This window comes from Variovorax sp. 10N412, assembly GCF_056394985.1.
Map to the genome: position 1 here is coordinate 29,747 of NZ_JBFTIO010000016.1, position 24,007 is coordinate 53,753.

At 69.4% G+C, this 24,007-nt stretch carries 25 protein-coding genes; 9 read left to right on the forward strand and 16 right to left on the reverse strand.

Annotated features, from left to right (window positions below):
• Position 1: 1 nt before the first annotated feature.
• From AC1DJH_RS26800 to AC1DJH_RS26825, 6 genes are all read left to right on the forward strand, one after another.
• Positions 2–1,165: a Gfo/Idh/MocA family protein gene (locus AC1DJH_RS26800; RefSeq protein WP_478187796.1), complete on the forward strand. Its 1,164-nt coding sequence runs from the start codon at positions 2–4 to the stop codon at positions 1,163–1,165.
• A 25-nt stretch (positions 1,166–1,190) separates the two neighbouring features.
• On the forward strand, positions 1,191–1,898 hold the full coding sequence (locus AC1DJH_RS26805; RefSeq protein WP_478187797.1) for a phosphatase PAP2 family protein: 708 nt from the start codon (positions 1,191–1,193) through the stop codon (positions 1,896–1,898).
• Positions 1,899–1,974: 76 nt separating this feature from the next.
• The gene (locus AC1DJH_RS26810; RefSeq protein WP_478187798.1) at positions 1,975–2,502 is read left to right on the forward strand and encodes a DUF3617 domain-containing protein; all 528 of its coding nucleotides are present in this window, start codon (positions 1,975–1,977) and stop codon (positions 2,500–2,502) included.
• 89 nt (positions 2,503–2,591) lie between these two features.
• The gene (locus AC1DJH_RS26815) at positions 2,592–3,713 is read left to right on the forward strand and encodes a ligase-associated DNA damage response exonuclease (protein WP_478187799.1); all 1,122 of its coding nucleotides are present in this window, start codon (positions 2,592–2,594) and stop codon (positions 3,711–3,713) included.
• A complete protein-coding gene (locus AC1DJH_RS26820) occupies positions 3,710–5,389 on the forward strand; it encodes an ATP-dependent DNA ligase (protein ID WP_478187800.1) in 1,680 nt (559 codons plus the stop codon). The genes AC1DJH_RS26815 and AC1DJH_RS26820 overlap by 4 nt, the downstream gene beginning before the upstream one ends.
• Positions 5,390–5,643: 254 nt before the next feature.
• Positions 5,644–8,319, forward strand: coding sequence for a ligase-associated DNA damage response DEXH box helicase (locus AC1DJH_RS26825; protein ID WP_478187801.1), 2,676 nt, complete (start codon positions 5,644–5,646; stop codon positions 8,317–8,319).
• A gap of 27 nt (positions 8,320–8,346) precedes the next feature.
• On the opposite strand, the gene trxC is transcribed toward AC1DJH_RS26825, so the two are convergent.
• Positions 8,347–8,823, reverse strand: coding sequence for a thioredoxin TrxC (gene trxC / locus AC1DJH_RS26830; protein WP_435487405.1), 477 nt, complete (start codon positions 8,821–8,823; stop codon positions 8,347–8,349).
• A gap of 77 nt (positions 8,824–8,900) precedes the next feature.
• Between trxC and pdeM the strand changes: the two genes are divergently transcribed.
• Positions 8,901–9,578 carry a ligase-associated DNA damage response endonuclease PdeM gene (gene pdeM / locus AC1DJH_RS26835; protein ID WP_478187802.1) on the forward strand — a complete coding sequence of 226 codons (678 nt, stop codon included), beginning with the start codon at positions 8,901–8,903 and terminating at the stop codon, positions 9,576–9,578.
• 189 nt (positions 9,579–9,767) lie between these two features.
• Here the strand turns inward: pdeM and AC1DJH_RS26840 are convergent, their stop codons facing one another.
• The 3 genes from AC1DJH_RS26840 to AC1DJH_RS26850 are packed head-to-tail and all read right to left on the reverse strand — an operon-like array spanning position 9,768 to position 11,844.
• A complete protein-coding gene (locus AC1DJH_RS26840; protein ID WP_472122119.1) occupies positions 9,768–10,295 on the reverse strand; it encodes a TPM domain-containing protein in 528 nt (175 codons plus the stop codon).
• A gap of 16 nt (positions 10,296–10,311) precedes the next feature.
• The gene (locus AC1DJH_RS26845) at positions 10,312–11,232 is read right to left on the reverse strand and encodes a TPM domain-containing protein (RefSeq protein WP_478187803.1); all 921 of its coding nucleotides are present in this window, start codon (positions 11,230–11,232) and stop codon (positions 10,312–10,314) included.
• 12 nt (positions 11,233–11,244) lie between these two features.
• Positions 11,245–11,844, reverse strand: a complete 600-nt coding sequence (locus AC1DJH_RS26850) for a LemA family protein (protein WP_435487409.1) — start codon at positions 11,842–11,844, stop codon at positions 11,245–11,247.
• Positions 11,845–12,012: 168 nt separating this feature from the next.
• Between AC1DJH_RS26850 and AC1DJH_RS26855 the strand changes: the two genes are divergently transcribed.
• Complete coding sequence (locus tag AC1DJH_RS26855; RefSeq protein WP_478187881.1) at positions 12,013–12,777, forward strand: hypothetical protein; 765 nt, start codon at positions 12,013–12,015, stop codon at positions 12,775–12,777.
• A gap of 64 nt (positions 12,778–12,841) precedes the next feature.
• On the opposite strand, the gene AC1DJH_RS26860 is transcribed toward AC1DJH_RS26855, so the two are convergent.
• The 7 genes from AC1DJH_RS26860 to AC1DJH_RS26890 form a co-directional block, all read right to left on the reverse strand.
• Entirely contained in the window at positions 12,842–13,516 is a 675-nt protein-coding gene (locus tag AC1DJH_RS26860; protein WP_478187804.1) for a cysteine hydrolase family protein, read from the reverse strand.
• Positions 13,513–14,445 carry an ABC transporter permease gene (locus AC1DJH_RS26865; protein ID WP_478187805.1) on the reverse strand — a complete coding sequence of 311 codons (933 nt, stop codon included), beginning with the start codon at positions 14,443–14,445 and terminating at the stop codon, positions 13,513–13,515. The genes AC1DJH_RS26860 and AC1DJH_RS26865 overlap by 4 nt, the downstream gene beginning before the upstream one ends.
• Positions 14,442–15,590 carry an ABC transporter permease gene (locus AC1DJH_RS26870; RefSeq protein ID WP_478187882.1) on the reverse strand — a complete coding sequence of 383 codons (1,149 nt, stop codon included), beginning with the start codon at positions 15,588–15,590 and terminating at the stop codon, positions 14,442–14,444. The genes AC1DJH_RS26865 and AC1DJH_RS26870 overlap by 4 nt, the downstream gene beginning before the upstream one ends.
• 19 nt (positions 15,591–15,609) lie before the next feature.
• On the reverse strand, positions 15,610–17,136 hold the full coding sequence (locus AC1DJH_RS26875; RefSeq protein ID WP_478187806.1) for an ABC transporter ATP-binding protein: 1,527 nt from the start codon (positions 17,134–17,136) through the stop codon (positions 15,610–15,612).
• Positions 17,137–17,159: 23 nt separating this feature from the next.
• On the reverse strand, positions 17,160–18,269 hold the full coding sequence (locus AC1DJH_RS26880) for a BMP family ABC transporter substrate-binding protein (RefSeq protein ID WP_435441115.1): 1,110 nt from the start codon (positions 18,267–18,269) through the stop codon (positions 17,160–17,162).
• 64 nt (positions 18,270–18,333) lie between these two features.
• Complete coding sequence (locus AC1DJH_RS26885; RefSeq protein WP_307511161.1) at positions 18,334–18,720, reverse strand: VOC family protein; 387 nt, start codon at positions 18,718–18,720, stop codon at positions 18,334–18,336.
• Between the two features lie 16 nt (positions 18,721–18,736).
• Complete coding sequence (locus AC1DJH_RS26890; protein WP_435487414.1) at positions 18,737–19,738, reverse strand: isopenicillin N synthase family dioxygenase; 1,002 nt, start codon at positions 19,736–19,738, stop codon at positions 18,737–18,739.
• A 216-nt stretch (positions 19,739–19,954) separates the two neighbouring features.
• Here AC1DJH_RS26890 and rutR point away from each other — a divergent pair, with 216 nt between their 5' ends.
• Positions 19,955–20,671, forward strand: coding sequence for an HTH-type transcriptional regulator RutR (gene rutR / locus AC1DJH_RS26895; RefSeq protein ID WP_478187807.1), 717 nt, complete (start codon positions 19,955–19,957; stop codon positions 20,669–20,671).
• A gap of 99 nt (positions 20,672–20,770) precedes the next feature.
• On the opposite strand, the gene rutF is transcribed toward rutR, so the two are convergent.
• From rutF to rutB, 5 genes are read right to left on the reverse strand one after another with little or no spacing between them, the layout of a single operon-like run.
• Positions 20,771–21,319, reverse strand: a complete 549-nt coding sequence (gene rutF, locus AC1DJH_RS26900; protein WP_472122151.1) for an NADH-dependent FMN reductase RutF — start codon at positions 21,317–21,319, stop codon at positions 20,771–20,773.
• 13 nt (positions 21,320–21,332) lie between these two features.
• Positions 21,333–21,938, reverse strand: coding sequence for a malonic semialdehyde reductase (locus AC1DJH_RS26905; RefSeq protein WP_478187808.1), 606 nt, complete (start codon positions 21,936–21,938; stop codon positions 21,333–21,335).
• Positions 21,935–22,777, reverse strand: a complete 843-nt coding sequence (rutD, locus tag AC1DJH_RS26910) for a pyrimidine utilization protein D (protein ID WP_478187809.1) — start codon at positions 22,775–22,777, stop codon at positions 21,935–21,937. The genes AC1DJH_RS26905 and rutD overlap by 4 nt, the downstream gene beginning before the upstream one ends.
• A gap of 5 nt (positions 22,778–22,782) precedes the next feature.
• Positions 22,783–23,175, reverse strand: coding sequence for a pyrimidine utilization protein C (gene rutC, locus AC1DJH_RS26915; protein WP_478187810.1), 393 nt, complete (start codon positions 23,173–23,175; stop codon positions 22,783–22,785).
• Between the two features lie 23 nt (positions 23,176–23,198).
• Positions 23,199–23,999, reverse strand: coding sequence for a pyrimidine utilization protein B (gene rutB, locus AC1DJH_RS26920; RefSeq protein WP_478187811.1), 801 nt, complete (start codon positions 23,997–23,999; stop codon positions 23,199–23,201).
• Between the last annotated feature and the right edge of the window lie 8 nt (positions 24,000–24,007).

Here is a 24,007-nt window from a genome sequence, read left to right on the forward strand (position 1 = left end):
GATGACCGACACCCCGCTTCGCAAGGTGCGCTACGCCATGGTCGGCGGCGGGCGCGATGCCTTCATCGGCGCCGTGCACCGCAAGGCCATGGCGCTGGACGGCCAGATCGAACTGGTCGCCGGCGCGCTGTCGTCCAGCCCGGACAAGGCGCGCGCCTCAGGCCGCGACCTGGGCCTGGCCGACGCGCGCAACCACGGCGACTGGCAGGCGCTGCTGGCCGACGAGCTGAAGCGCCCGGCGCACGAGCGCATCGACTTCGTGTCGATCGTCACGCCCAACCACGTGCACTTTCCGGTGGCGCAGGCCTTCGCAGAGGCGGGCTTCCACGTGGTGTGCGACAAGCCGCTGGTGCACACGCGCGAACAGGCCGATGCGCTGGTCGCCACCGTGGCCAGGCAGGGCACGGTGTTCGGCGTCACCTACAACTACACCGGCTATCCCATGGTGCGGCAGGCGCGCGAGATGGTGCGCGCGGGCCAGATCGGCGACGTGCGCAAGGTGGTCGTCGAATACAACCAGGGCTGGCTCGCGAGCCATGTCGAGAGCGGCACCAACAAGCAGGCCGATTGGCGCACCGACCCCGCCCGCAGCGGCGCGGCCGGCGCCATCGGCGACATCGGCTCGCATGCCGAGAACCTCGTGGCCACCGTCACCGGCCTGCAGATCGAAAGCCTGTGCGCCGACCTGAGCGCACTGGTGCCGGGCCGCACGCTGGACGACGACGGCAGCCTGCTGCTGCGCTTCCAGGGCGGCGCGCGCGGCGTACTCATCGCCTCGCAGGTCAGCACCGGCCTGGAGAACGACCTGCGCCTGCGCGTGTCGGGCACGCTGGGCACACTCGAATGGCACCAGGAGCAGCCGAGCCGACTGGTGCACCTGCCGCACGACGGGCCCCAGCGCGTGCTGACGCGCGGCGCGCCGTGGCTGTGCAAATCCGCGCAGCGCGCGAGCCGGCTGCCGGCGGGGCATCCGGAGGGTTTCATCGAGGCCTTCGCGAATGTGTATGCGGGCGTGGCGGCGGACATTCGCGCGCGGCTCGCGGGGCAGGTGGCCGACCCGCTGGCGGCGGATTACCCGCGCGTGGAGGACGGCGCGCGCGGCGTGCGCTTCATCGAACGCACGGTGGCCTCGGCGAAAAGCGAATTAAAGTGGACGCCCTGGTAGCGCGCCGTGCGCTGCACCGGCTTCCATGACACCCTCCGCACCCGACACGTCCAGCAGCGCGTCCCAGACGACACCCACCTGGCTCACCGCCCTGTGGCGGCGCTGCGCCACGCTGTTCCCGCTGAAGCTGGCCGGCAACCTGGTCGCCACCATCGGTTTCTTCCCGCTGTATTTCTGGATCATGAACAACGCGGGCCAGGCGTGGGTGCTGCCGCTCACCGCCTTCGACCGGTTGATCCCGTTCTCGCCGGTGCTGCTGCCCGTCTACCTCTCGCTGTGGGGCTACATCGCATTGCCGGTGCTGCTGGCCAAGGACAAGCGCGAGCTGTGGGGCTTCTCCTTCGGCTGCGCGTCGATGACGGCGCTGGCGCTGCTCGTGTTCTGGTTCATGCCCACGGCCATTCCGAACTTCGCGGTCGACACCGTGCCGGGCACCTCGCTGCAGTTCCTGAAGATGGTGGATTCGGCCGGCAACGCCTTTCCCTCGCTGCACGTCTCGTTCTCCGTGTTCGCCTGCGTGGTGCTGGCGCGGCAGCTGCGCGAGGTGGGCGCGCCGGCGTGGCTTCGCGTCGTGAACGTGGCGTGGGCCGCAGGCATCGTCTATTCGACGATGGCGGTGCGCCAGCATGTGCTGATCGACGTGCTCGGCGGCTTCGTGCTGGGCGTGGCGCTCGGTGTCGCGACGCGGCAGCGTGCCGCGGCCGCCGCACCTGTGCGCGCACGTCCGGCGTAGGCCGATTGCGCTATTCCGCCGCGGCGGCGCGCGCGGTACAACCCCTGCATCGTCGTTCACCGCTGCGGGAGCCGTCATGAAGATCCGTTTGTCTGCCATCGCGGCCTGCATCATGGCCGGCGCCATCGCGTGCCCCGCCTTCGCGCTCGACTTTCCCTCGCGCAAGCCAGGCCTGTGGGAGATACAGACCGGGGACGGCACGGGCAAGGGCCCCGCGGGCAGCCACACCATGCAGCAGTGCATCGACGCGGCCAGCGACAAGGCGCTGCGCGACATGGGCCAGGGCATGGGCAAGGACATGTGCGCCAAACAGGAGCTGCGCGCCGACGGCGGCAAGCTGGTGATGGACTCGGTCTGCAAGATCGGCAACACCACCGCCACCTCGCACGCGGTGATGAGCGGCGACTTCAACACCGCCTACCGCATGGAAAGCAAGTCGAGCTACAACCCGCCGCTGATGGGCCGCGCCGAAGGCACCAGCGTCATGGAAGCCAAATGGATCGGCCCCTGCAAGGCCGACCAGAAGCCGGGCGACATGGTCATGTCCAACGGCATGAAGATGAACGTGCTCGACATGATGAGCGGGCGGCCGAAGAAGCCCTGAAGAAGCGCGCCAGGTAGGCGCCGGACCACAGCGCATCGCGGCTGCAGCGCGGCGGCGCGAAACCCGGGCTGCGCCTAGGATGGCGTGCCATGCCCGCAACGCAAGAAGAACTCGTCGTCGCCCGGCCCGAAGGCCTGTACTGCCCGCCCGGCGATTTCTACATCGACCCCTGGCGCCCGGTGGGGCGTGCGGTCATCACGCACGCGCATTCGGACCACGCCCGCGTCGGGCATGCGCACTACCTCGCCCACACCGACAGCGAAGGCACGCTGCGCACGCGGCTCGGGCAGGACATCAACCTGCAGACCTTGCCCTACGGCGAGGCCATCGAGCACCACGGCGTGCGCGTCTCGCTGCACCCGGCCGGCCATGTGCTGGGCTCGGCGCAGGTGCGGCTCGAACACGGCGGGCGCGTGTGGGTGGCTTCGGGCGACTACAAGACCGAGCCCGACGGCACCTGCCCGCCTTTCGAGCCGGTGCCTTGCGACACCTTCATCACCGAGTCGACCTTCGGGCTGCCGATCTACCGCTGGCCCACGCAGGCCGTGCTGTTCGCGCAGATCGACGCGTGGTGGCGCGCCAATGCGCAGGCCGGGCGTGCCTCGGTGCTGTTCTGCTACGCCTTCGGCAAGGCGCAGCGTATCCTGCACGGAGTGGACGCGAGCATCGGGCCGATCGTGGTGCATGGCGCGGTGGAGCCGCTCAATGCCGTGTACCGCGCAGCCGGCGTGGCCCTGCCGCCGACCTTTCGCGTGAGCGACGAAGGCGTGGACGCCGCGATGCTCAAGCGCGCGCTGGTGCTCGCGCCACCTTCGGCGCAGGGCACGCCCTGGATGAAGCGCTTCGGCAACTACGCCGATGCCTTCGCCAGCGGCTGGATGCAGCTGCGCGGCACGCGCCGGCGGCGCGGCGTGGACCGCGGCTTCGTCATGTCCGACCACGCGGACTGGCCCGGCCTGCAGCAAGCCATTGCCGGCACGGGCGCCGAACGCGTGTTCGTCACGCATGGCAGCGTGCAGGTGATGGTGCGCTGGCTCACGGAGAACGGGCTGGACGCGCGCGGCTTCAAGACCGAATACGGCGATGAAGACGACCAAGAAACTCCCTCCCCTTCCGGGGGAGGGCTGGGGAGGGGGCCAGCGGCGCTCGATGGGGACGCCGCCAGCCCCCATCCCGACCTTCCCCCAGTGGGGGAAGGAGCCAATTCATGAAGGCCTTTGCCGCGCTCTACCGTGACCTCGACGCGAGCACGTCGAACCTTGCCAAGCAGGCCGCGCTGCAGCACTACCTGCGCGAGGCCGACGCGGCCGATGCCGCATGGGCGGTCTACTTCCTGGCCGGCGGCAAGCCGCGCCAGCTCGTGCCCACCAAGCTTTTGCGCCTGCTCGCGCAGGAATCGGCGGGCCTGCCGGAGTGGCTGTTCGACGAAAGCTACGACGCCGTGGGCGACTTGGCCGAGACCATCGCGCTGCTGCTGCCGCCGCCCAGCGAGACGCACGACCTCGGCCTTGCCACCTGGGTCGAGCAGCACCTGTTGCCCCTGCGCGAAGCCGCGAAGACCGCGCCCGAGCAACTGGCCGACCGCCTGCGCGCGCAGTGGCGCCAGCTCGCGGCCGAAGAGCGGCTGGTGTACTTCAAGCTCATCACCGGCTCGTTCCGCGTGGGCGTGTCGAAGCTGCAGGTCACGCAGGCGCTCGCCGCCGTGGGCGGCATCGACGCCAAGCGGGTCGCGCAGCGCCTCATGGGCTACACGCACATCGGCGCGCGGCCGCTGCCAGGCGACTACAGCGCGCTGGTCGCGCCGGAGTCGGGCGAAGAACAGGTGCAAAAGACCAGCGGGCAGCCGTACCCTTTCTTCCTGGCGCATCCCTTCAACCTGCCGGTCGAGCAGTTCGACGCGGTGCTCGGGCCGCCGGCCGACTGGATCGTCGAGTGGAAGTGGGACGGCATTCGCGCGCAGCTGGTCAAGCGTGCCGGCGTGGTGTGGGTGTGGTCGCGCGGCGAGGAGCTGGTGACCGAGCGCTTTCCCGAACTCGCCGTGCTGGGCGAAGCCCTGCCAGACGGCACGGTGCTCGACGGCGAGATCGCCGTGTGGCGCAAGGACGAAGCTTCGCCGGAAGGCGAAGGCAAGGTCCAGCCCTTTGCCGAGTTGCAGCGGCGCATCGGCCGCAAGACGCTGGGGCCCAAGCTGCTGCGCGAGATCCCGGTGGTGCTGCTGGCCTACGACCTGCTCGAATGGGAAGGCCGCGACCTGCGCACCTTGCCGCAGTCCGAGCGCCGCGCGCTGCTCGACGAGCTGGTCACGCGCATGCAGCACCCCTCGCTGCTGCCGAGCCCGATGCTCGTGGGCGCCGACTGGAACGACCTTGCACGCCAGCGCGAAGCGGCGCGCACCATGGGTGTGGAAGGGATGATGCTCAAGCGCCGCGACGCGCAGTACGGCGTGGGCCGCACCAAGGACGTCGGCGTGTGGTGGAAGTGGAAGATCGAGCCGCTCAGCATCGACGCCGTGCTGATCTACGCACAGCGCGGCCACGGCCGCCGCGCAAGCCTCTACAGCGACTACACCTTCGCGGTGTGGGACGGCCCGCCCGGGCAGGAAGGCCGCAGGCTCGTGCCCTTCGCCAAGGCCTATTCGGGCCTGACCGACGCGGAGATGGGCCGCGTCGACGCGGTCATCCGCAAGACCACGGTGGAGAGCTTCGGGCCCGTGAAGAGCGTGAAGCCGACGCTGGTCTTCGAGCTGGGTTTCGAGGGCATCGCACGCAGCACGCGGCACAAGAGCGGGATCGCGGTGCGCTTTCCGCGGATGCTGCGGTGGCGGGAGGACAAGCCGGTGGCGGAGGCGGATACCTTGCAGACGCTGGCGGCGTTGCTTCCGACATGAACGATCCGGTGGAGCCCGAATTTCTCCCTCCCCTTCCGGGGGAGGGCAGGGGTGGGGGCAAGCGGCGTATCAAAGACCAGCCGCCTGTCGAAGGCCGAGAGCCCCCATCCCAGCCTGCCCCCGGAAGGGAAAGGAGCAAATCCAGCAAGACAGTGGAGCCGGGTGAGCCCGAATTTCTCCCTCCCCTTCCGGGGGCGGTCAGGGGTGGGGGCAAGCGGCGTGTCCGGAGTGAGCCGCAGCTCGATGAAGGCCGCTTGCCCCCCTCCCAGCCTTCCCCCAGCGGGGGAAGGAGCAAGACAAGGGTCAAGGCGGCGCTCGACGCGTGGTTTGCCGCGCGCGAGTGGAAGCCTTTCAAGTTCCAGCGCGAGGTCTGGAAGGCCATCGCCGAAGGCAAGTCCGGCCTGCTGCACGCCACCACCGGCGCGGGCAAGACCTATGCGGTGTGGCTCGGCGCCTTGCTGGCGTTCTCCAGGGCCCGCAGGCAGGGCGCCCTCAAGCCGACACCGATGCCGCTCACCGTGCTGTGGCTCACCCCCATGCGCGCCCTTGCCGCCGACACCTTGCGCGCCCTGCACCAACCGCTCGAAGCGCTGGGCGCCGACGTGCATCCGTGGAGCGCGGGCGCCCGCAGCGGCGACACCTCTTCCGCCGAACGCAGCGCGCAGAACAAGCGCCTGCCCACCGTGCTCGTCACCACGCCCGAGAGTCTCTCGGTGCTGCTCTCGCGCGCCGACGCGCGCGAGGTGCTCGGCGAGGTGCAACTGGCCGTCGTCGACGAATGGCACGAGCTGCTCGGCAACAAGCGCGGCGTGCAGGTGCAGCTTGCGCTGGCGCGCCTGCGGCGCTGGAACCCGGGCCTCGCGGTCTGGGGCATGTCGGCCACGCTGGGCAACCTGCAAGAGGCGATGCATGCCCTGCTGGGTCATGAAGACGGCGTGCTCGTGCAGGGCCAGGTGCCCAAGAAGCTCGTCATCGATTCGCTGCTGCCCGGGCGCGCCGAGCGCTTTCCGTGGGGCGGTCACCTCGGTCTCACGATGCTGCCGCAGGTGATCGAGGAAATCGCCACCAGCAAGACCACGCTGGTCTTCACCAACACGCGCTCGCAGTCGGAAATCTGGTACCAGGCCCTGCTGGAGGCGAAGCCCGAATGGGCCGGCACCATCGCGCTGCACCACGGCTCGCTCGACCGCGAGGTGCGCGAGTGGGTCGAGCTGGGCCTGAAGAGCGGCGAGCTGAAGGCGGTGGTCTGCACGTCGAGCCTGGACCTGGGCGTGGACTTTCTGCCGGTGGAGCGCGTGCTGCAGATCGGCTCGCCCAAGGGCGTGGCGCGCCTGCTGCAGCGCGCGGGCCGTTCGGGCCATGCGCCGGGGCGGCCGTCGCGCATCACGCTCGTGCCCACGCACAGCATCGAGATGGTCGAGGGCTCGGCCGCGCGCACGGCCATTGCGGCGGGGCACATCGAGGCGCGCCATTCGCCCGACCAGCCGCTGGACGTGCTGGTGCAGCACCTGGTGACGGTGGCGCTGGGCGGCGGCTTCGTGCCCGACGCGCTGTACGAGGAAGTGCGCGGCACGGCGGCGTACCAAAACCTCTCGCGCGAGAGCTGGCAATGGTGCCTCGACTTCGTGGCGCAAGGCGGCGCCTCGCTCGCGGCCTATCCGGACTACAGGCGCGCCGTGCCCGATGCCGACGGTGTCTGGCGCGTGCCCGACGCGCGCCTGGCGCGCCGCCACCGCATGAACATCGGCACCATCGTGAGCGATGCGAGCATGTCGGTGCAGTACCTGGCGGGCTCGAAGATCGGCAGCGTCGAAGAAAGCTTCGTCGCGCGCATGAAGCCCGGCGACTGCTTTCTCTTCGGCGGCCGGCTGCTCGAGCTGGTGCGCATCCACGACATGACGGCCTGGGTGCGGCGTGCCAGCGGCAAGCGCGCGGTGGTGCCGCGATGGAACGGCGGTCGCATGCCGCTGTCGACCACGCTGGCCGATGCGGTGGTGCGGCAGCTCGCCCTGGCTGGAGAAGGCAAGTACGAATCGCCCGAACTGCAGTGCGTGCGGCCGCTGCTCGAGATCCAGCAGCAGTGGTCGGCGCTGCCGACGCCGCAGACGCTGCTGGCCGAGACGCTGACGACGCGCGAAGGCTCGCACCTGTTCCTGTATCCGTTCGCCGGGCGGCATGTGCACCTGGGCCTGGCGAGCCTGCTGGCGTGGCGCGTGGCGCAGCACGAGGCGCGCACCTTCTCCATCGCGGTGAACGACTACGGCTTCGAGCTGCTGAGCGCGACGCCGGTCGACTGGCCCACGCTGCTGCCGCAGGTGCTGCGCCTGCCGGAAGGGGAGGGAGAAGGAGAGGGCGACGACGCCCACGCCGCGCTGCTGCACGAGGTGCTGGCCTCGCTCAACGCGGGCGAGCTCGCGCAACGGCGCTTTCGCGAGATTGCACGCGTGTCGGGGCTGATCTTCCAGGGCTACCCCGGCGAGAAGCGCAGCAGCAAGCAGCTGCAGGCGTCGTCCTCGCTGTTCTGGGAGGTGTTTCGCAAGTACGACCCCGGCAACAAGCTGCTGCAGCAGGCCGAGCAGGAGCTGCTGGCACAGGAGCTGGAGATTGGCCGGCTGCGCGCGAGCCTCGTGCGCATGGCCGCTCAGGCGCTGGTGCTGCAGCCGCTCGCGCGGCCGACGCCGTTCTCGTTTCCGCTGATGGTCGAGCTGTTCCGCGAGAAGCTGTCCAACGAGAACGTGGCCGACCGCATCGCGCGCATGGTCGAGCAGCTGGAGAAGGCCGCGGGCGGCGTGGTCACGGCCGGCGGTGTCGAGCGGGTGAAGGGAACGCTGGCCTTCGGGCAGGAGGGGCCTGGCAAGGGGCGAGGCACGCCGCCGGCGCCACGGCGTGAGCGACGCCGCAAGCCGTCACGGCCCCTGCCTCCGTTGTGAGACGGCGGCAAGGCGTTGGCGAGCCGCTCAGCCCGCGCCGTTCGCCTTCACCCAGCGCACGATGTCCGCCGCGCTCATTGCGCCGGCCTGCCGCGCCACTTCGCGCCCGCCGCGGAACAGTGCCAGCGTGGGGATGCTGCGGATGTTGAAGCGCGCGCCCAGCGCCTGCACGGCCTCGGTGTCGACCTTGGCCAGCCGCACCTGGGGCTCGAGCTGGGCCGCCGCCTGCTCGTAGCCCGGCGCCATCTGGCGGCAGGGACCGCACCAGGGGGCCCAGAAGTCGACCAGCACCGGGATGTCGTTGCGCGCGATGTGCTTGTCGAAGGTGGCCGCGTCCGCCAGCGCCGTCGAGTGCCCGGTGAACAGCGGGCGGTGGCAGCTGCCGCAGTCGGGCGCGCTGCCCAGCTGCGCCGCGCGCACGCGGTTGGTCGTGTGGCAATGCGGGCAGACGATGTGCAGCGCTGGCGACTCGGCTGTGGTTGGGGCGGTGGTTTCGGCGGTCATGGCAAAAAGCTGGGGGCCGCGAGGGCGAATTGCAAGGCGTGCGCCGGCCGGGGCGGCTTTTGCGACACTGGCTGGCAGTGAGCTCTTCTCTTTCTTCCACGACGCCGCTGCCGGTGCAGTGGGCCGGCGAATCGTTGTGTCTGCTGCCCGAACGCGCCCTGTGGTGGCCCGCGCAGCGCACGCTGTTCCTGGCCGACCTGCACCTCGGCAAGGCGGCGACCTACCGCGCGCTGGGCCAGCCGGTGCCGGGGGGCACCACGCAGGAGAACCTGGCGCGGCTCGACGCGCTGATCGCCCGCCATGCACCCAGGCAGATCGTGTTCCTCGGCGACTTCCTGCATGCGGCGCAGGCGCGCACGGTGCTCGCCGCCGTCGAGGCCTGGCGCGCGCGGCACCCCGGCGTCGCGATGACGCTGGTGCGCGGCAACCACGACAGCCGCGCGGGCGATCCGCCGGCCGCGTTGCGCATCGACGTGGTCGAGGAGCCCCACCTGATGGGCCCTTTCGCCTGTTGCCACCATCCGCAGGCGCATGCCACGCACTTCGTGCTGGCGGGACACCTGCATCCGGCCTGCAAGCTCTACGGGCCGGGGCGCGACAGCGTGCGATTGCCGTGTTTCGTGAGCGATGCGCAGCAGGCCGTGCTGCCGGCCTTCGGGGAGTTCACGGGCGGGTGGCTGATGGAGGCGGCGCCGGGGCGGCGCTTTCACGCGGTGGGCGGCTCGGCCGTGTGGGCGCTGCCGGCAACGGACTGAATGTCTTGCTCCTTCCCCCTCTGGGGGAAGGCTGGGATGGGGGCGGGCAGAGCGCTCGGTGGATACGCCGCTTGCCCCCACCCCCGCCCTCCCCCAGCGGGGGAGGGAGAAAGTCAAAGCGCCTCCCCCAGCGGGGGAGGGAGCAAGTCAAAGCTCCTCTCCCTCTGGGGGAGGGAGAGATTCAAAGGGTCAGAGCACGACCGGTTCGTCCGGCAACTCGTTCACATCCAGCTCACCGTCGCCCAGCGGAAAGTGTTCGACCAGCAGGGCCGAGATCTCTTCCAGCGCCTGCGTCAGCCCGTCCTCGAAGCGGCCTTCGCGAAACGCCGCGCCCATGCGCTGCGTCATCGCGGCCCACGCCGCATCGTCGACGTGCGAATGCAGGCCCCGGTCGGCCACGACCTCGATCGCGTGCTCGGCCAGCAGCAGGTAGATGAGCACGCCGTTGTTGTGTGCCGTGTCCCACACGCGCAGCTTGCCGAACAGCATGACCGCACGCTCGCGCGCCGAGGCATGGCGCCACAGGTACGACATCGGCAGGCCCGCCTCGACGCAGATGCGGACCTCGCCGCTGTGGCGCCGCTCGCTGGCGGCCACGCGGCCCGTCAGGCGCTGCATCACGGCCTCGGGCAGGGCGCGGCGCACCTCGGACTCGTCGATCCAGCGATGGCGCCAGATGCGGCCCAGCCTGGAGAAAAGGGTTGCGTCGGTTGCCATCGTGTTCACCCGTTCTTCACCAGTTCCCCGAGGCGCCGCCGCCGCCGAAATTGCCGCCGCCGCCGGAGCTGAAACCCCCGCCGCCGCCACTGCTCCCGCCGCTGCTCCAGCCCCCGCCGCCGCCGCCCGAACTCCAGCCGCCACCGCCACCACCCGGTCGCCCCGCGGCCGCCACCAGCGTGATGATGAGCGCGATCACCCCCGCAATCGCCGCGATGGCGATGCTGGCGGTGATGAGAAAGACGACCAGCCCGACGCCACCGCCCACGACCACCGTGCCCAGCTTCTTGCCCAGGATGGCCCGCACGATGGGCGCGCCGATGAACACGCCGACGAACAGGAACAGGCCGAAGTGCTGCAGGAAGCCGAAGATCCCTTCGTTGCCGTAGCCGCTCGATTCACCCGTGTCGCGCGAAGGCGCCGGCAGCGGCTCGCCGTCGACCAGACCGATGAGTCGATCGACCGCGGCGTTCAAACCACCCGCAAAGTCGTTCTGGCGAAAGCGCGGCTTCATCTCCTCGTCGATGATGCGGCTGGCCGCCAGGTCGGGCACCGCCCCTTCGAGCGTCTTGGCCGTGGCGATGCGCATGGCGCGGTCGTTCTTGGCCACCACCACCAGCAGGCCGTCGCCCACGCCCTTGCGGCCGATCTTCCAGCTGTCGCCCACGCGCTGCGTGTAGCCGGCGATGTCTTCGGGCGCGGTGGTCGGCACCATCAGCACCACGATCTGCGAGCCCTTGCGCTGCTCGAAGGCCGCGAGCTTGGTCTCCAGGCCGTTGCGCTGGGCGCTGTCGAGCGTCTGGGTCTGGTCGATCACCCGCGCCGTGAGCGCGGGCACCGGCAGCAGGCCTTGTGCCAGCGCGGGCAGCCCGGCCCAGGCAAAGGCCGTCAGAAAGAACGCGGCCAGCGCGCGGCGGAACAGGGCGGCAACGGCCATCGGTTGCGGCTCTTACTTCTTCGGTGCGCTGAAGTCGACGGTGGGTGGCGTGGAAATCTGCGCCTCGTTCTGCACCGTGAAGTTGGGCTTGGGCGCGTAGCTGAAGATCTTGGCCGTGATGTTGGTCGGGAAGCTGCGCGCGAGCACGTTGTACTCCTGCACGCTCTCGATGTAGCGGTTGCGCGCCACGGTGATGCGGTTCTCGGTGCCTTCCAGCGTCACGCGCAGGTCGCGGAACGCCTGGTTGGCCTTCAGGTCGGGGTAGCGTTCCGACACCACCATCAGCCGAGACAGCGCCGACGAGAGCTCGCCCTGCGCCTGCTGGAACTTCTGGAAGGCCTCGGGGTTGTTCAGCGTCTCGGGCGTCACCTGGATCGAGGTGGCCTTGGCGCGCGCCTCGATCACCTTGGTGAGCGTGTCCTGCTCGAAGGCGGCCTCGCCCTTCACGGTGGCGACGATGTTGGGCACGAGGTCGGCTCTGCGCTGGTACTGGTTGAGCACCTCGCTCCAGGCCGACTTGCTGGCCTCGTCGAGCGACTGGAAGTCGTTGTAGCCGCAGCCGCTCAGCGACACGACCGCCGCAAGGATCAGGAACCAGCGCTTCATCATCATTTGCATTACCTCCGCAGAAGAGCCGGAAGTTAGCATAGGACGTCGCTCGCCCCCAGGCTTCGCGCACTTCGTGTCGCTTCTCCTACCCCCTGGCGGGAGCAACACCTGCAGCCCGGCAAAGCCGGTTCCGCGGTGTTTCGCGAAAAGGTTTCGATGGCTTTCACTCTTATGGCGTCTTCTCCGATCAGTCCTCTGCATGCCCTGCAGGCCGCGAACCGTGCAGGTTTGCCTGTTGCTTCCTCGGCCTTCGGCACGCTGCTGATCGCTGGTGCCACGGGCGCCCTGGGGGCCGAGTTGCTGCGCCGGCTGGCGGGCAGCCACCGCCATGCGCACACCCGCGTGCTCGCGCGCGAGCCGATGCGCGACGGGTTGCGCGGTGTCGAGACCTGCCTGAGCCCGGCGCTGCCCATCGCGCAATGGCCGCTCACCTCCGCCCACACGGCTGTCGTCGCCTTCGACCCGCCGCGCCTGTACCACGACCGCGAACGCGCGCTGTGGGTGCCCGAGCCCTCGGATCTGCCCGCGCTCGCGCGCTGGCTTCATGCCTGCGGCGTGCGCACGCTGGCCATCGTGCAGCCGCACGACCAGGGCCGGCTGCCCGAGGCGCTCAAGCGCGGGCTGGCCAGCCTCGACGAGCAGGCGGTGGTGGCCTGCGGCTTCGAGCGCGTGATCCTCGTGCGCTCGGCGCGCAAGCCGGCGAATGCCAAGTTCGCCAATCCGCTGGAGCGGCTGGCCGCATGGATGCTTTCCGTCGTGCGTTTCATGGTGCCGAGCAGCGAGCAGCCGGTGCGCGCGTCGAAGGTGGCGGAGCTGGTCGACCTGGCGCTGCGCATCGCGCCGCCGGGCGTGCACGTGGCCGCGCCCGAACTGGTGTGGCATGCCGCGCAGGGCGACATGCAGGGCGTGGCCGAGCGCTGGCTCGGCAAGGCTTAGGGCGACACCAGCGGCCGGCAAAGCCGGTTCCGCGGTGTTTCGCGAGGCCGCAGGACGCTGCTTCCTAACCGCGCCACTGGCGCAGCAGCTCGCCCGAATCGACCACCAGCCCCAGGTGCAGCGACACCATCGCCAGCGCCGCGCCTTCCAGGTGCGCATCGGTGCCGCGCACCAGGTCGCGCAGCACGATCACGCGGTAGTTGTGGTTGTTGGCGTCGAAGGCCGTGTTGAGCACGCAGCAGTCGGTGAAGCCGCCATTGAGCACCACCGTCTCGATGCGCTGGTTGCGCAGCAGAAAGTCGAGGTCGGTCGGGTAGAAGGCAGACAGCCGCCGCTTGGTGTCCACGCGCATGTCGCCGGGCTCGACGCGCGTGACCCACTCGGTCCACTTCGAGCCTTCGATGGCGTGCGCGTCGGCGTTCGGAATTTCGCCCACGTGCAGCGGAAAGGTGCGCCGCCACGCGGCAGGGATGCCGCGCGTGTCGTCCTCGCCGCCGGGCCGCAGCACCGACTTGATGTGCACGATGCGCACGCCCAGCGCGCGCACCTCGTCGTGAAAGCCGTCGATGGGCGCCACCACGTCGCGTGCCCGGGGCGCCGGGCAGGGGCAGTCGGGGCTGTCGTCCAGGTGGCCGCGGTGCATGTCGATGGACACGACCGCGGTGGTGGCGGGGTTCAGGTAGTCGGCGAACTGCGCCGCGTCGAGCTCGCGCTCCTCGTTGTAGACCCAGGCCTTCATCGGCGTTCTTCTCTCACATAGGGTTGACCCAGCGCGCCGGGCTCTTCGTCGGCACCGCGCCGCGAGAGCGCGACCCACACCATCACGCCGAGCGTCACCGCGTACGGCGTCATCATCACGAAGTACTGCGGCAGCTGCACGCCGGCCGCGGCCAGCTGGGGAATCAGCGCCTCGATGCAGCCGAACAGCACCGCGCCCACCAGCGCCTTCCACGGCGACCAGCGCGCGAAGATCACCAGGCCCACCGCGATCCAGCCGCGCCCGCCGGTCATGCCCGCGATCCACAGCTTGGTGCTGACCACCGAGATGTAGGCGCCCGCCAGGCCCACCAGCGCCGAGCCCGCGAGCACCGCCGCGAAGCGCCACGCCGTGACGTTGATGCCCGCCGCATCCGCGGCCTGCGGGTTCTCGCCGACGGCCCGCAGCCGCAGCCCGGTGGAGGTGCGCGCGAAGAACCACGCCACCGCGCCGAAGATCGGCAAGGTGAGCCACACCATCGCGTTCTGCGCAAAGAGCTTGCCCACGCCGGGCAGCATCGACAGCGGCCACAGCGCCATCGTGCCGATGCCGTCGGTGGCGTGGTTGGTCCAGTCGGCCATGGAGCCGACCAGCGAGGTGAGGCCCTGGCAGAAGAACACCAGCGCGAGCCCGGCAATCACCTGGTTCACGCGCAGCCAGATCACCATCACCGCGAACAGCATCGACACCACGCTGGCCGCCAGCATCGCGAGCACCAGCGACACGGCCGGTTGCCCGATGGCGATCTGCGCGCCGATGCCGGCCAGCGCGCCGACCAGCATCAGCCCTTCGGCGCCCAGCGAGAGCACGCCCGCGCGCTCGCTGATGATGAGACCGAGCGCCGCGAGCGCATACGGAATGGCGAAGTCCGGCGTGCTCGCGAGCCAGTTGAGGATGACACCACCGCTCATTGGAGAACCTCCCCACCCACGCGGCGCAGCCGGTGGCGAATGAAGAAGTCGCTCGACGCGACGCACACCACGATGATGGCCTGGATCAGCTGCACCATCGAGAACGGCACCTGGTAGAACACCTGCAGGCTGCGCCCGGTCACGAACAGGGCGGCCACCAGCAATGCGACGACCGTTGCCGCCAGCGGGTTGTTGCGCGCCAGGAAGGCGATGAGGATGCCCGAGAAGCCGTAGCCCTGGTAGAAGGCCTGTGTGAGCCGGCCTTCCTGCCCCGCGACCACCGCGAAGCCCGCGAGCCCGGCCATCGCGCCCGACAGCAGCACCGCGCCGTAGATGGTGCGCCGCACCGGCACGCCGTTGGCATGCGCCACGCGCGGGTTCGCATCGACGAAGCGCAGGTACAGGCCCACGCGGCTCACGCTCACCAGCCACCATGCGAGCAGCGCGACCACGCCCGCCAGCAAAATCGCGCTGCCCACGCCGCCACCGAGCTCGGGCAGGCGCTCGAACGCGCGGAACTGCGGCGAGTAGGGGAAGTTGTCCTTCGGGTCCTTCCAGTTGCCGTACACCAGGTGCAGCAGGAAGTTGCCCGCCATGTAGTTGAGCATCAGCGTGGAGATGATCTCGTTCACGCCGAGCTTCAGCTTGAGCCACGCCGGGCCCAGCACCCACAGCAGGCCGCAGGCCACGGCGGCCACGAACATCAGCGGCAGGCGCAGGTTCTCGGGGCCGATCTGCCACATCGAGAGGGTGGTCGCGCCGATCGCGCCCCAGATCATCTGGCCCTCGAGCCCGAGGTTCCAGAAGCGCGCGCGGAATGCGATGGAGCCCGCCAGGCCGACCAGGATCATCGGCGCGGCCTGGAACAGCACCGCGCGAAAGTTCTGCGCGTCGAAGAAGGTCTGCGTGACGAACTCGTTGGCCAGCTCGTCGGCCGGCACGCCGGCGGCCACCAGGATCGCGGCGGAAATTGCGAAACCGACGAACAGCGCGGCCGCGAGGATCAGCGCCTGCCAGCGCCACGCCATGTGCTGGCGGATCTCGAGCGCGTAGCGGCGGCGCGCGAGCGGCTGCATGGCGCGCGGCGCTTCATGAGCGAGAGGAGCGAGAGCAGCGGTGTGGGGGGGCTTGGGTGTGTGTGCCATGTCGGCCGTGAGGGATGCTTCAGCCATGGTCGACCATCGCCTGTCCGATGGCCTGGCGGTCCGCGGGCTGCGCGAATTCACCGGCAATGCGACCGCGTGTCATCACGCCCACGCGGTCGGCCAGCTGCAGCACTTCGTCGAGGTCTTCGCTGATGAGCAGCACCGCGGCGCCGCCGTCGCGCGCGGCCCGCAGCCGCGCATGCACCTCGGCGCTGGCACGCACGTCGAGGCCCCGGCTCGGGCTGTGCGCGAGCACCAGCGTGGGCGACTTGCCGAACTCGCGCGCCAGCACCAGCTTCTGCGCATTGCCGCCCGAGAGCAGCGCGGCCTTCTGCGCGACCGAGCGCACGCCCTGCACGTCGAAGGCGCGCACGGCTTCCTGTGTGTCGCTCTGGATTCGGCCCCGGCGCAGGCGCCACACGGGCCCGTAGCGCCCGGTGTGCACGCGGCCGATGGCGTAGTTCTCGGCCACCGACAGGCCGCCCGCGAGCGCGAGCCCGTAGCGGTCGGCCGGAATGGCGGCAATGCCGATGCCGCGGCGCGCCGAGGCGGCCAGGGTCTTCAGGTCGCCATGGCCCGCGAGGTCGATCTCGCCTTCGGTGGCCTCGCCCGGCAGGCCCATGATCGCGCCCGCCAGCTCGCCCTGCCCGTTGCCGCCGACGCCGGCCAGGCCGTAGATTTCGCCGGCGTGCAGCTCGAGGTCGACCCCGTCGAGCACGCGCCGGCCTTCGGGCGAGGCCGGCGTGCGCAGCCCGCGCACCGACAGCCGCACCGGCCCGCGCGCGGCGGCGGAGGCCTGGAAGCCTTGCGCGGCGATCGATTCGCCCACGGTGAGCTTCACCAGTTCGGCGACCGATGTCTCGGCGGGCTGCAGCGTGGCCACGGTGCGGCCGCCGCGCATCACCGTCACGCGGTCCGCGTAGGTCTTGACGTCGGCCATCTTGTGCGTGACCAGCACCACCGCGGCACCGGCACGCGCCAGGCCCCGCACCGTCTGCAGCAGGCGCGCGGCCTCCTGGTCGGTAAGCACTGCGGTGGGCTCGTCGAGGATCAGGATGCGCGCGCCCGCGAGCAGCACCTTGAGGATCTCGACGCGTTGTTGTTCGGCAATGGACAGGGCGTCGACCCGCTTCGACGGATCGATGTCGAAGCCCAGCTCCGATGCCTTGTTGCGGATGTCGCGTGCCATCTCGCGCAGCCGTTCGCCGTGGCTCTGGAACTCGGCCGGCGGCGGCGCGGTGAGCAGGATGTTCTGCGCCACCGTGAACGGCCGCACCAGCTTGAAGTGCTGGTGGACCATGCCGATGCGGTGCCGTGCCGCATCGCGCGGCCCGGTGAAACGCACCGCGTTGTCGTCCACCAGCAACTGGCCGGCTTCGGGCGCATACAGGCCGGCCGCGATGTTCATCAGCGAGGACTTGCCCGCGCCGTTCTCGCCGAGCAGGGCGTGCACCTCGCCCCAGCGGGCGGCGAAGTGTGCGTCGGTCAGCGCCGCAAAGCCGTCGAAGGACTTGCGGATGCCGGTGAGTTCGAGCGCGTTGGGCATGGGCGTCTTCGGTCCTGGCTGGCTTACTTCTGCGTGACCACGCCCTTGACGAACCAGTCCATCTTCCACAGGTCGGCGTCGGACAGCACGGCACCCTTGGCCACGCGCTCCTTGCCGTCGCGGTCGGCGAGCGGGCCGGCATAGACCTGCTTGCCCTTCATGATCGCGTCGCGCTCGGCGGTGATGGCCGCGGCCTTGTCCTTGGGCACGGCGGGGCCGAAGCCCGCGATGTCGGTGCCGCCGTCCTTCATCTCGATGAAGGCGCCGTAGGGGGCGGGCTTCCATCCGCCGGCCATCACCTTCTTCAGTTCCGGCGTGAGGAACTTGTCCCACACCCACACCGACGAGCACAGCGTGGCCTTGGGTGCGAACTGGCGCAGGTCGCGGTGGTGGCCGGTGCCGTACACGCCGCGCTCCTGCGCGACGATCTGCGGCGTGGGGCTGTCCACGTGCTGGCCGATCACGTCGGCGCCCTGGTCGATGAGCGCGGCGGCGGCGGCGCGTTCCTTCACCGGGTCGTTCCACGCGCCGGTGTAGATCACGTTGACGGTGGCGTTCGGGTTCATCTTCTGCGCGCCGAGCGCGAAGGCGTTGATGGTCCAGTTCACCACGCCGAAGGGGTTGGCCGCGACGAAGCCGAGCTTGCCGGTCTTCGAGGCCGCGCCCGCGGCCATGCCGCAGAGATACTGGCTTTCGTAGGTGCGGCCGTAGAACGATTCGAGGTTGGTGCCGTTGGTGGTGCCCGAGCCGTTCAGGAAGGCCACGTCGGGGTACTTGGCGGCGAGGTCCTTGAAGCTGTCGGAATAACCGAAGGCCGTGCCGATGACGATGTTGGCGCCGCGCTGAATGAATTTTTCGGCCGCAGGCTTGATGGCCGAGGCGTCTTCGGGCACGTTCTCGACGAACTGGATCTTCTGGCCGATCTCCTTTTCGATCTTCACGCGGGCTTCGTCGAAGGCCTGCGTCCAGCCGCCGTCGTTCTTCGGGCCGAAGTAGAGCATGGCGATCTTCGGCTTGTCCTTCAGCGTGAAGCCGTCGGCGGCCGCGGCGGGCAGCGTCGTGAACAACGCGCCGCCGGCTGCGAGGCTCAGGGCCAGGCCGAGGGTGGTGCCGTGGGAGGGAGTGCGCAGCATGGAGCAACCTTTCGTGAGGAGCATGGGAGGAGACGGGGAAGAAAGAGAAGAAAGCCGCGTGCCGCTACATCATGAAATTGATGCGGAACACGTTGCCCTCGGGGTCGAGCAGCACCGACTGGTACCAGTTGTAGTAGGTGACGTACGGCGGCTTGATGAGCGTGGCCCCGGCCTCCAGCGCCACGGGCACCATGCGGTCCACGTCGGCCTGGCTGTCGACGTCGATGTTCAGCAGGAACTTCACGCCGCGCGTGTCGGAGAACTCGGCCAGGTGCAGCAACTCGTAGGCGTCGAGCGCGTTGAAGCCCAGGCTCGACTTGCCGGTGTCCAGCCCGCGAAAGATCGGCGAGCGGATCGCCTCGATCTCGGGGAAGCCGAACACGCGCTGGTAGAAGCCGCTGAGCGCGACCACGTCCTTGGCGAAGACGTTGACGTAGGAGAGGTGCGCCATGTGCGTGGGGCCCCGGTCAGGCGGTGGCCTTGGTGCCGCCGAACGTCGTCTGCTTGACGAACTTCGAGGTCAGGTGATCGCCGGAGGAAATGGGCGCGTACTTGGCGCTCTCGCCGGGCGCCAGGCAACTCGGCAGGCACTCCACCATCGCGTCGTAGTTGGGCTGGTGAAAGAACACCAGCGACTGGCGGCGGTTGGTGCTCGCCACCTCGAACGGCGGGTTGATCACGCGGTGCAGCGTGGACACCCACTGGTCGTTGGTCCACTGCATCATGAGGTCGGCGATGTTCACCACCAGGCCGCCCTCGACCTGCGGCACGTCGACCCACTGGCCGGCCTTGTTGAACACCTGCAGGCCCTTGTCGTCGGGCAGCACGATCGTCAGGCTGCCGTAGTCGCTGTGCGCACCCGCGCGCAACTGGCCGGGCAGCGGCTGCTCGCGCTGCGGCGGATAGCTCAGCACGCGGAACATGCTGATGTGCTCGTCGATCTTGTCGTCGAAGAAAGTCTCCGGCAGCGACAGGCCGAGCGCGAAGATGCGCATCAGCGAGCGAGACAGATCGCTCATGGCGTCGAAGTAGCCTTCGTAGGCTTCGCGGAAACCGTCGATGGGCGGCCAGCTGTTGGGCTCGAAGTGCGGGCCTGCGGCAGGGCCGCGGTGGTACTCGTCGTTCGGCACGTTCGAAGGGCCGATGGAGAACGACTCCTTCAGGTCGCCGGGTGCCGCCTCTTCCAGGCTGTACGACAGGCCTTCCTCGCCCACCGCGCTGTAGCCGCGCACCGCGTCTTCGCGCGGCCGGTCGACCTTGCGCTTCTCGGCGAGCGGCATGTCGAAGAAGGTGCGCGAGAGCGACGACACGCTGGAGATCAACGCCGGCGGAATGCCGTGGTTGGTGATGACGAGGAAGCCGATGCTGCGGCAGGCTTCGTCGACTTTCTTCGCGACCTCGGCCTTGCCTTCGGCGGTGCCGGCGAAGTAAGGCGCGAGATCGATGATGGGGACGGACAGCAGGGTCATGGCGGGTTCCTCTTGCTTGGCATGCCTTTCGCCATGCAACGTCTGTGCCAGTTGGACCAAATGGACAAATCGCAATCGCCGCGTCAGCATGGTGCGTGGCAAGGCCCTTGCATCGGCCTGTGAAGGCCGTCGTGGCGCACGGTGATGCACCGTGGCCTTACAGTGGTGCGCAGTACTGAACGAAACCGAAGACCGAGATAGAGAGAGCGAGGGAAGATGCCGAAGACCAAGGCGCTGGCTGCCAACACCAGCAAGGAAGCCAGCAAGGAAAGCCCGGCGCGCAAGCGTGCGAAACCCGTGGTGCGCAGCGCGTCCGCGGTGAGCCGCCGGCTGCGCCAGATCGAGGACAAGCGCAGCGCCATTCTGGGTGCGGCACTGGGCCTGTTCTCGCGCTTCGGCCTGCACGGCACGTCGATCGACCAGGTGGCCGCGCGCGCCGATGTGTCCAAGAGCAACCTGCTCTACTACTTCGCGAACAAGGAGGAGCTCTACGTCAACGTGCTGCGCGACCTGCTGGCGCTGTGGCTCGAACCGCTGCGCGGCTTCAGCGCGGAACAGGACCCGAGCCAGGCCATCGGCGACTACATCCGCCGCAAGCTCGTGATCTCGCGCGACCGGCCCGATGCGTCGCGCCTGTTCTGTCTTGAAATGATCCAGGGCGCGCCGCTGCTGCGCGACGAACTCGACCGCGAGCTGCGCACGCTGGTGGAGCGCAAGTCGGAGGTGATCGCGGCGTGGGTGGCCGCGGGCAAGCTGGCACCGGTGGATCCGCAGCACCTGATCTATGCGCTGTGGGCGATCACGCAGCACTACGCGGATTTCGGCGTGCAGGTGCAGGCGCTGTCGGGGCACACGCTCGACGACGAGGCGTTCTTCGAGAAGACGGTGGAGAACGTGCAGCGCATCATTCTTCAGGGCATCACGCCGCGGTGAGTGCCGCAAGGCGCTGGGTCTTGCTCCCTCTCCCCGAGGGGACATGGGACAACACGGAACGCGCATCGCGCGCGTGGGTTTTCCTTGCCAAGAGAAAAGTCAGTGCTGCGGCGGCACCGCGATCTCGTGATAGCGGCGGTCGAAGTAGATGAGCCCTTGCGCCGCACCGCCGATGGCGATGGCCACCGCCTCGCAGAACAGCACGTCGTGCGTGCCCGCGCTGGTCGCGTGCATCACGCGGCAGTCGAAGGACACGGCCGCGTCGTCGAGCATCGGCGAGCCCGTGGTGTTGCGGCTCCATCGGCCCGCCGCGAAGCGTTCGTCCATCGGCGTCTTGCCGCCGAACAGGGCCGACAGCGACTGGTGCCCCGCGGCCAGCACGTTCACGCACAGCACGCCGTTCGCCTTGAACGCCGGGTACACCGACGCCGAGCGGTTCAGGCACACCAGCAGCGTCGGCGGCTCGTCGGTCACGCTGCACACGGCCGATGCCGTGAAGCCCGCGCGGCCCGCGGGGCCGTCGGTGGTGATGATGTTCACCGCGGCGCCCAGGCGCGCCATCGCATTGCGATAGTCGGCCTTGGGCAGGCCCTGCGGCAGGCCGGCGGGGTTTGATGGAGCAGCGTGGGAGACCATGGCGTTCAACATTGCAGTGACTCCGTCAGGCCAGCACGCAGGCCGCGTCGAAAGGCAGGCGCGGCAGGCGAGCGAACACTTTCGACGCGTCGCCGTGGCCCAGGTTGATGAGGAAGTTGACGCTCCAGTCGGTGCCTTCGAAGAAGGCCGCCTCGACCTTCGCCTTGTCGAAGCCCGACATCGGCCCGGCGTCCAGGCCCACCGCGCGTGCGGCCAGCAGCAGGTAGCCCGCCTGCAGGCTGGCATTGCGAAAGGCGGTCTCGTGCGCGGCCTCGGGGCTGCCGGTGAACCAGCTGCGCGCGTCGGCATGCGGGAACAGCGTGGGCAGCTGGTCGTAGAACTTGCGGTCCCATGCGGCAATGACCGTGACGGGCGCGCTCATGGTCTTGTCGAGGTTGCCCTTGGAGAGCGCGGGCGCCAGGCGCGCCTTGCCTTCGGGCGTGCGCACGAACACGAAGCGCGCGGGCGAGCAGTTGGCCGAGGTCGGGCCGAGGCTTGCGAGCGCGTAGATCTGCTGCAGTTGCGCGTCGGTGACGGGTTCGTCGGTCCAGCCGTTGTGGCTGCGCGCGCCGGTGAACAGCAGCGACAGCGCGGCGTCGTCGAGTGTGGAGAGCGTGGCGGAGGTGGTCATGCGGAAACGGTGTGTGCGGTGTGTGCGGTGGGAGTGCTCGCCCGCGAAAGAAAGGCCAGCAGGGTGCTGTTGAAGGCGTCGGCCTCGGTCACGCTGTGGGCGTGGCCGCCGTGCGCCATGAGGTTGAGCGTGGCGTGGGGCAGGCCGTCGGCCAGGCGCAGCGAGCAGGTCCAGGGCACGAGCACGTCGTCCTTGGCGGCCGCCACCAGCGTGGGTGCGGCGATGTCGGCCAGGCGTGCGTCGATGTCGAAGGCGCGCAGCGCGGCGATGCGCGTGCGCATGGTGTGCTCGCCGGGGAAATGCGCGAAGGCGTGATCGACTTCGTCGGCCACGCGCTTGGCATGCGCAGCGCACCACGCGGCGGGGTACAGGAAGATCGGTTGCGCTTCGACGTAGGCACGCGCACCGCACGCGCCCAGCAGTGCAAGGCGCGCATCGAAGCAGCGCGCCGAGTGCGGGTTGGGCTTCGACCAGGCGTTGACGAGCACCAGGCTGGCAATGCGCGAGGGCGTGTCGAGCGCGAGCTGCAGGCCGACGAGGCCGCCCAGCGCATGGCCCGCGAAATGGCATTGCGCGGTGTTCGTGGCGTCGAGGATCTCGCGCACGTCGTTCGCCATGTCCGCGATGGCATACGCATCGGGCAGGGCGCCGGGGCTGCGGCCGGTGCCGCGCTGGTCGTATGCAATGACCCGATGCCCCGCGGCAATCAACGCGCCCAGTTGTGGCTGCCAGAACCCGGCCGAGCCACCGAGGCCCGACGACAGCAGCACGGTGGCCGCCGCGTCCGACGGCCCATGCACCTCGTAGTGCAGCGAAGTCATGCCGGTCATGCGAGTCATGTGCTTCAGGCCTTCCTGCCGACGTGCGCGATCGAGGCAATCTCGACCAGCGCATCGGGCTTCACCAGGCCGCACTGGATGCAGTAGCGCGCGGGCTTGGTACCGGGAAAGAACTCGGCATACACCGTGTTGATCTTGGCGTAGTCGGCCCAGTCCTTGATCATGATCTGGTTGAAGGTCACGTCGTCCATCGTGCCGCCGGCCGCCTCGACCACGCCCTGGATGATGGTGAGCACATGCCGCGCCTGCGCGCTGGCGTCGCCCACATGGACCACGTTGTTGTCCTTGTCGAAGGGCAGCGTGCCCGACACGTAGAGCACGCCGTCGGCGAGCGTGCCGGGAACGTAGGGGGCGAGGGGCACACCGGTGCCGGGCGGGATGATGGCTTGCTTGGGCATGGGAAAAGTCCTTCGTGAAGAAATCAGGCGATGGCCGTTTCGGCCGGGGCGGTTGGTGCGGCAGCAGCAGGGGCGGGCGCGAAGGTGCGGCAGAACTGGTCCACCGTGGAGACCCATCCGAAGAAGGTCTCCACGTTGTAGACCGAGGCCTTCTGGATGGCGGCGCCGCCGAGCTCGTGCGTGGCGTCTTCCAGCATCACCGCGAAGTACTCGAGGTGGAAGGCATCGCGCAGCGTGGACTCCACGCACACGTTGGTCGCGATGCCGGTGAACACCAGGTGGCGGATGCCGCGCGCGCGCAGCGTGCTGTCGAGCGTGCTGTTGAAGAAGCCGCTGTAGCGCGTCTTGGGCACCACGATGTCGCCGGGTTGCGGCTTCATCTCTTCGATGAGTTCGTAGTCCCAGCCGCCCTTGGCGAGGAACTTGCCCTGCAGCTCGGGCCTGGCGCGCATGGTCTTCAACGCGTTCGACTTGTGCCAGTTCGGCGAGCCGGGGCCGCCGGCCTCCACATAGGCTGCGTCCCAGCCGTTCTGCAGGAACACGACCAGCATGCCGGCCGCGCGCGCCGCGGAAATGGCGCGCGCGATGTTGGCGATGGTGCCTTGCGCGCCGGAGATGTCGAAGCCGGCCGAGTCGACATAGCCGCCGATGGAGGCGTAGGCGTTCTGCATGTCGACGACGATCAGTGCCGAGTCGGTGGCGTGCAGCGCCATCGGCTCGGGGCGCGCGGGCAGCACCAGCGGTGCGGGCGCACCGGGCAGGCGCGGCGCGCCGACGGGCGTGGTCGAGGTGAGGGTGGTGTTCTTGGGTGAGGACGAGGTCATGCGCGTCT

Bases quoted from the DNA above. Each gene is read 5' to 3' on its own strand.
- AC1DJH_RS26800 (WP_478187796.1), top strand. From the start codon at position 2: ATGACCGACACCCCGCTTCGCAAGGTGCGCTACGCCATGGTCGGCGGC.
- AC1DJH_RS26840 (WP_472122119.1), bottom strand. From the start codon at position 10,295: ATGGCAACCGACGCAACCCTTTTCTCCAGGCTGGGCCGCATCTGGCGC.
- AC1DJH_RS26850 (WP_435487409.1), bottom strand. From the start codon at position 11,844: ATGATGATGAAGCGCTGGTTCCTGATCCTTGCGGCGGTCGTGTCGCTG.
- AC1DJH_RS26870 (WP_478187882.1), bottom strand. From the start codon at position 15,590: ATGGCACACACACCCAAGCCCCCCCACACCGCTGCTCTCGCTCCTCTC.
- AC1DJH_RS26880 (WP_435441115.1), bottom strand. From the start codon at position 18,269: ATGCTGCGCACTCCCTCCCACGGCACCACCCTCGGCCTGGCCCTGAGC.
- AC1DJH_RS26805 (WP_478187797.1), top strand. From the start codon at position 1,191: ATGACACCCTCCGCACCCGACACGTCCAGCAGCGCGTCCCAGACGACA.
- AC1DJH_RS26820 (WP_478187800.1), top strand. From the start codon at position 3,710: ATGAAGGCCTTTGCCGCGCTCTACCGTGACCTCGACGCGAGCACGTCG.
- AC1DJH_RS26815 (WP_478187799.1), top strand. From the start codon at position 2,592: ATGCCCGCAACGCAAGAAGAACTCGTCGTCGCCCGGCCCGAAGGCCTG.
- AC1DJH_RS26845 (WP_478187803.1), bottom strand. From the start codon at position 11,232: ATGGCCGTTGCCGCCCTGTTCCGCCGCGCGCTGGCCGCGTTCTTTCTG.
- AC1DJH_RS26885 (WP_307511161.1), bottom strand. From the start codon at position 18,720: ATGGCGCACCTCTCCTACGTCAACGTCTTCGCCAAGGACGTGGTCGCG.
- rutR (WP_478187807.1), top strand. From the start codon at position 19,955: ATGCCGAAGACCAAGGCGCTGGCTGCCAACACCAGCAAGGAAGCCAGC.
- AC1DJH_RS26865 (WP_478187805.1), bottom strand. From the start codon at position 14,445: ATGAGCGGTGGTGTCATCCTCAACTGGCTCGCGAGCACGCCGGACTTC.
- rutB (WP_478187811.1), bottom strand. From the start codon at position 23,999: ATGACCTCGTCCTCACCCAAGAACACCACCCTCACCTCGACCACGCCC.
- rutC (WP_478187810.1), bottom strand. From the start codon at position 23,175: ATGCCCAAGCAAGCCATCATCCCGCCCGGCACCGGTGTGCCCCTCGCC.
- AC1DJH_RS26810 (WP_478187798.1), top strand. From the start codon at position 1,975: ATGAAGATCCGTTTGTCTGCCATCGCGGCCTGCATCATGGCCGGCGCC.
- trxC (WP_435487405.1), bottom strand. From the start codon at position 8,823: ATGACCGCCGAAACCACCGCCCCAACCACAGCCGAGTCGCCAGCGCTG.
- rutF (WP_472122151.1), bottom strand. From the start codon at position 21,319: ATGTTGAACGCCATGGTCTCCCACGCTGCTCCATCAAACCCCGCCGGC.
- AC1DJH_RS26890 (WP_435487414.1), bottom strand. From the start codon at position 19,738: ATGACCCTGCTGTCCGTCCCCATCATCGATCTCGCGCCTTACTTCGCC.
- AC1DJH_RS26905 (WP_478187808.1), bottom strand. From the start codon at position 21,938: ATGACCACCTCCGCCACGCTCTCCACACTCGACGACGCCGCGCTGTCG.
- AC1DJH_RS26875 (WP_478187806.1), bottom strand. From the start codon at position 17,136: ATGCCCAACGCGCTCGAACTCACCGGCATCCGCAAGTCCTTCGACGGC.
- rutD (WP_478187809.1), bottom strand. From the start codon at position 22,777: ATGACTCGCATGACCGGCATGACTTCGCTGCACTACGAGGTGCATGGG.
- AC1DJH_RS26860 (WP_478187804.1), bottom strand. From the start codon at position 13,516: ATGAAGGCCTGGGTCTACAACGAGGAGCGCGAGCTCGACGCGGCGCAG.
- AC1DJH_RS26855 (WP_478187881.1), top strand. From the start codon at position 12,013: ATGGCGTCTTCTCCGATCAGTCCTCTGCATGCCCTGCAGGCCGCGAAC.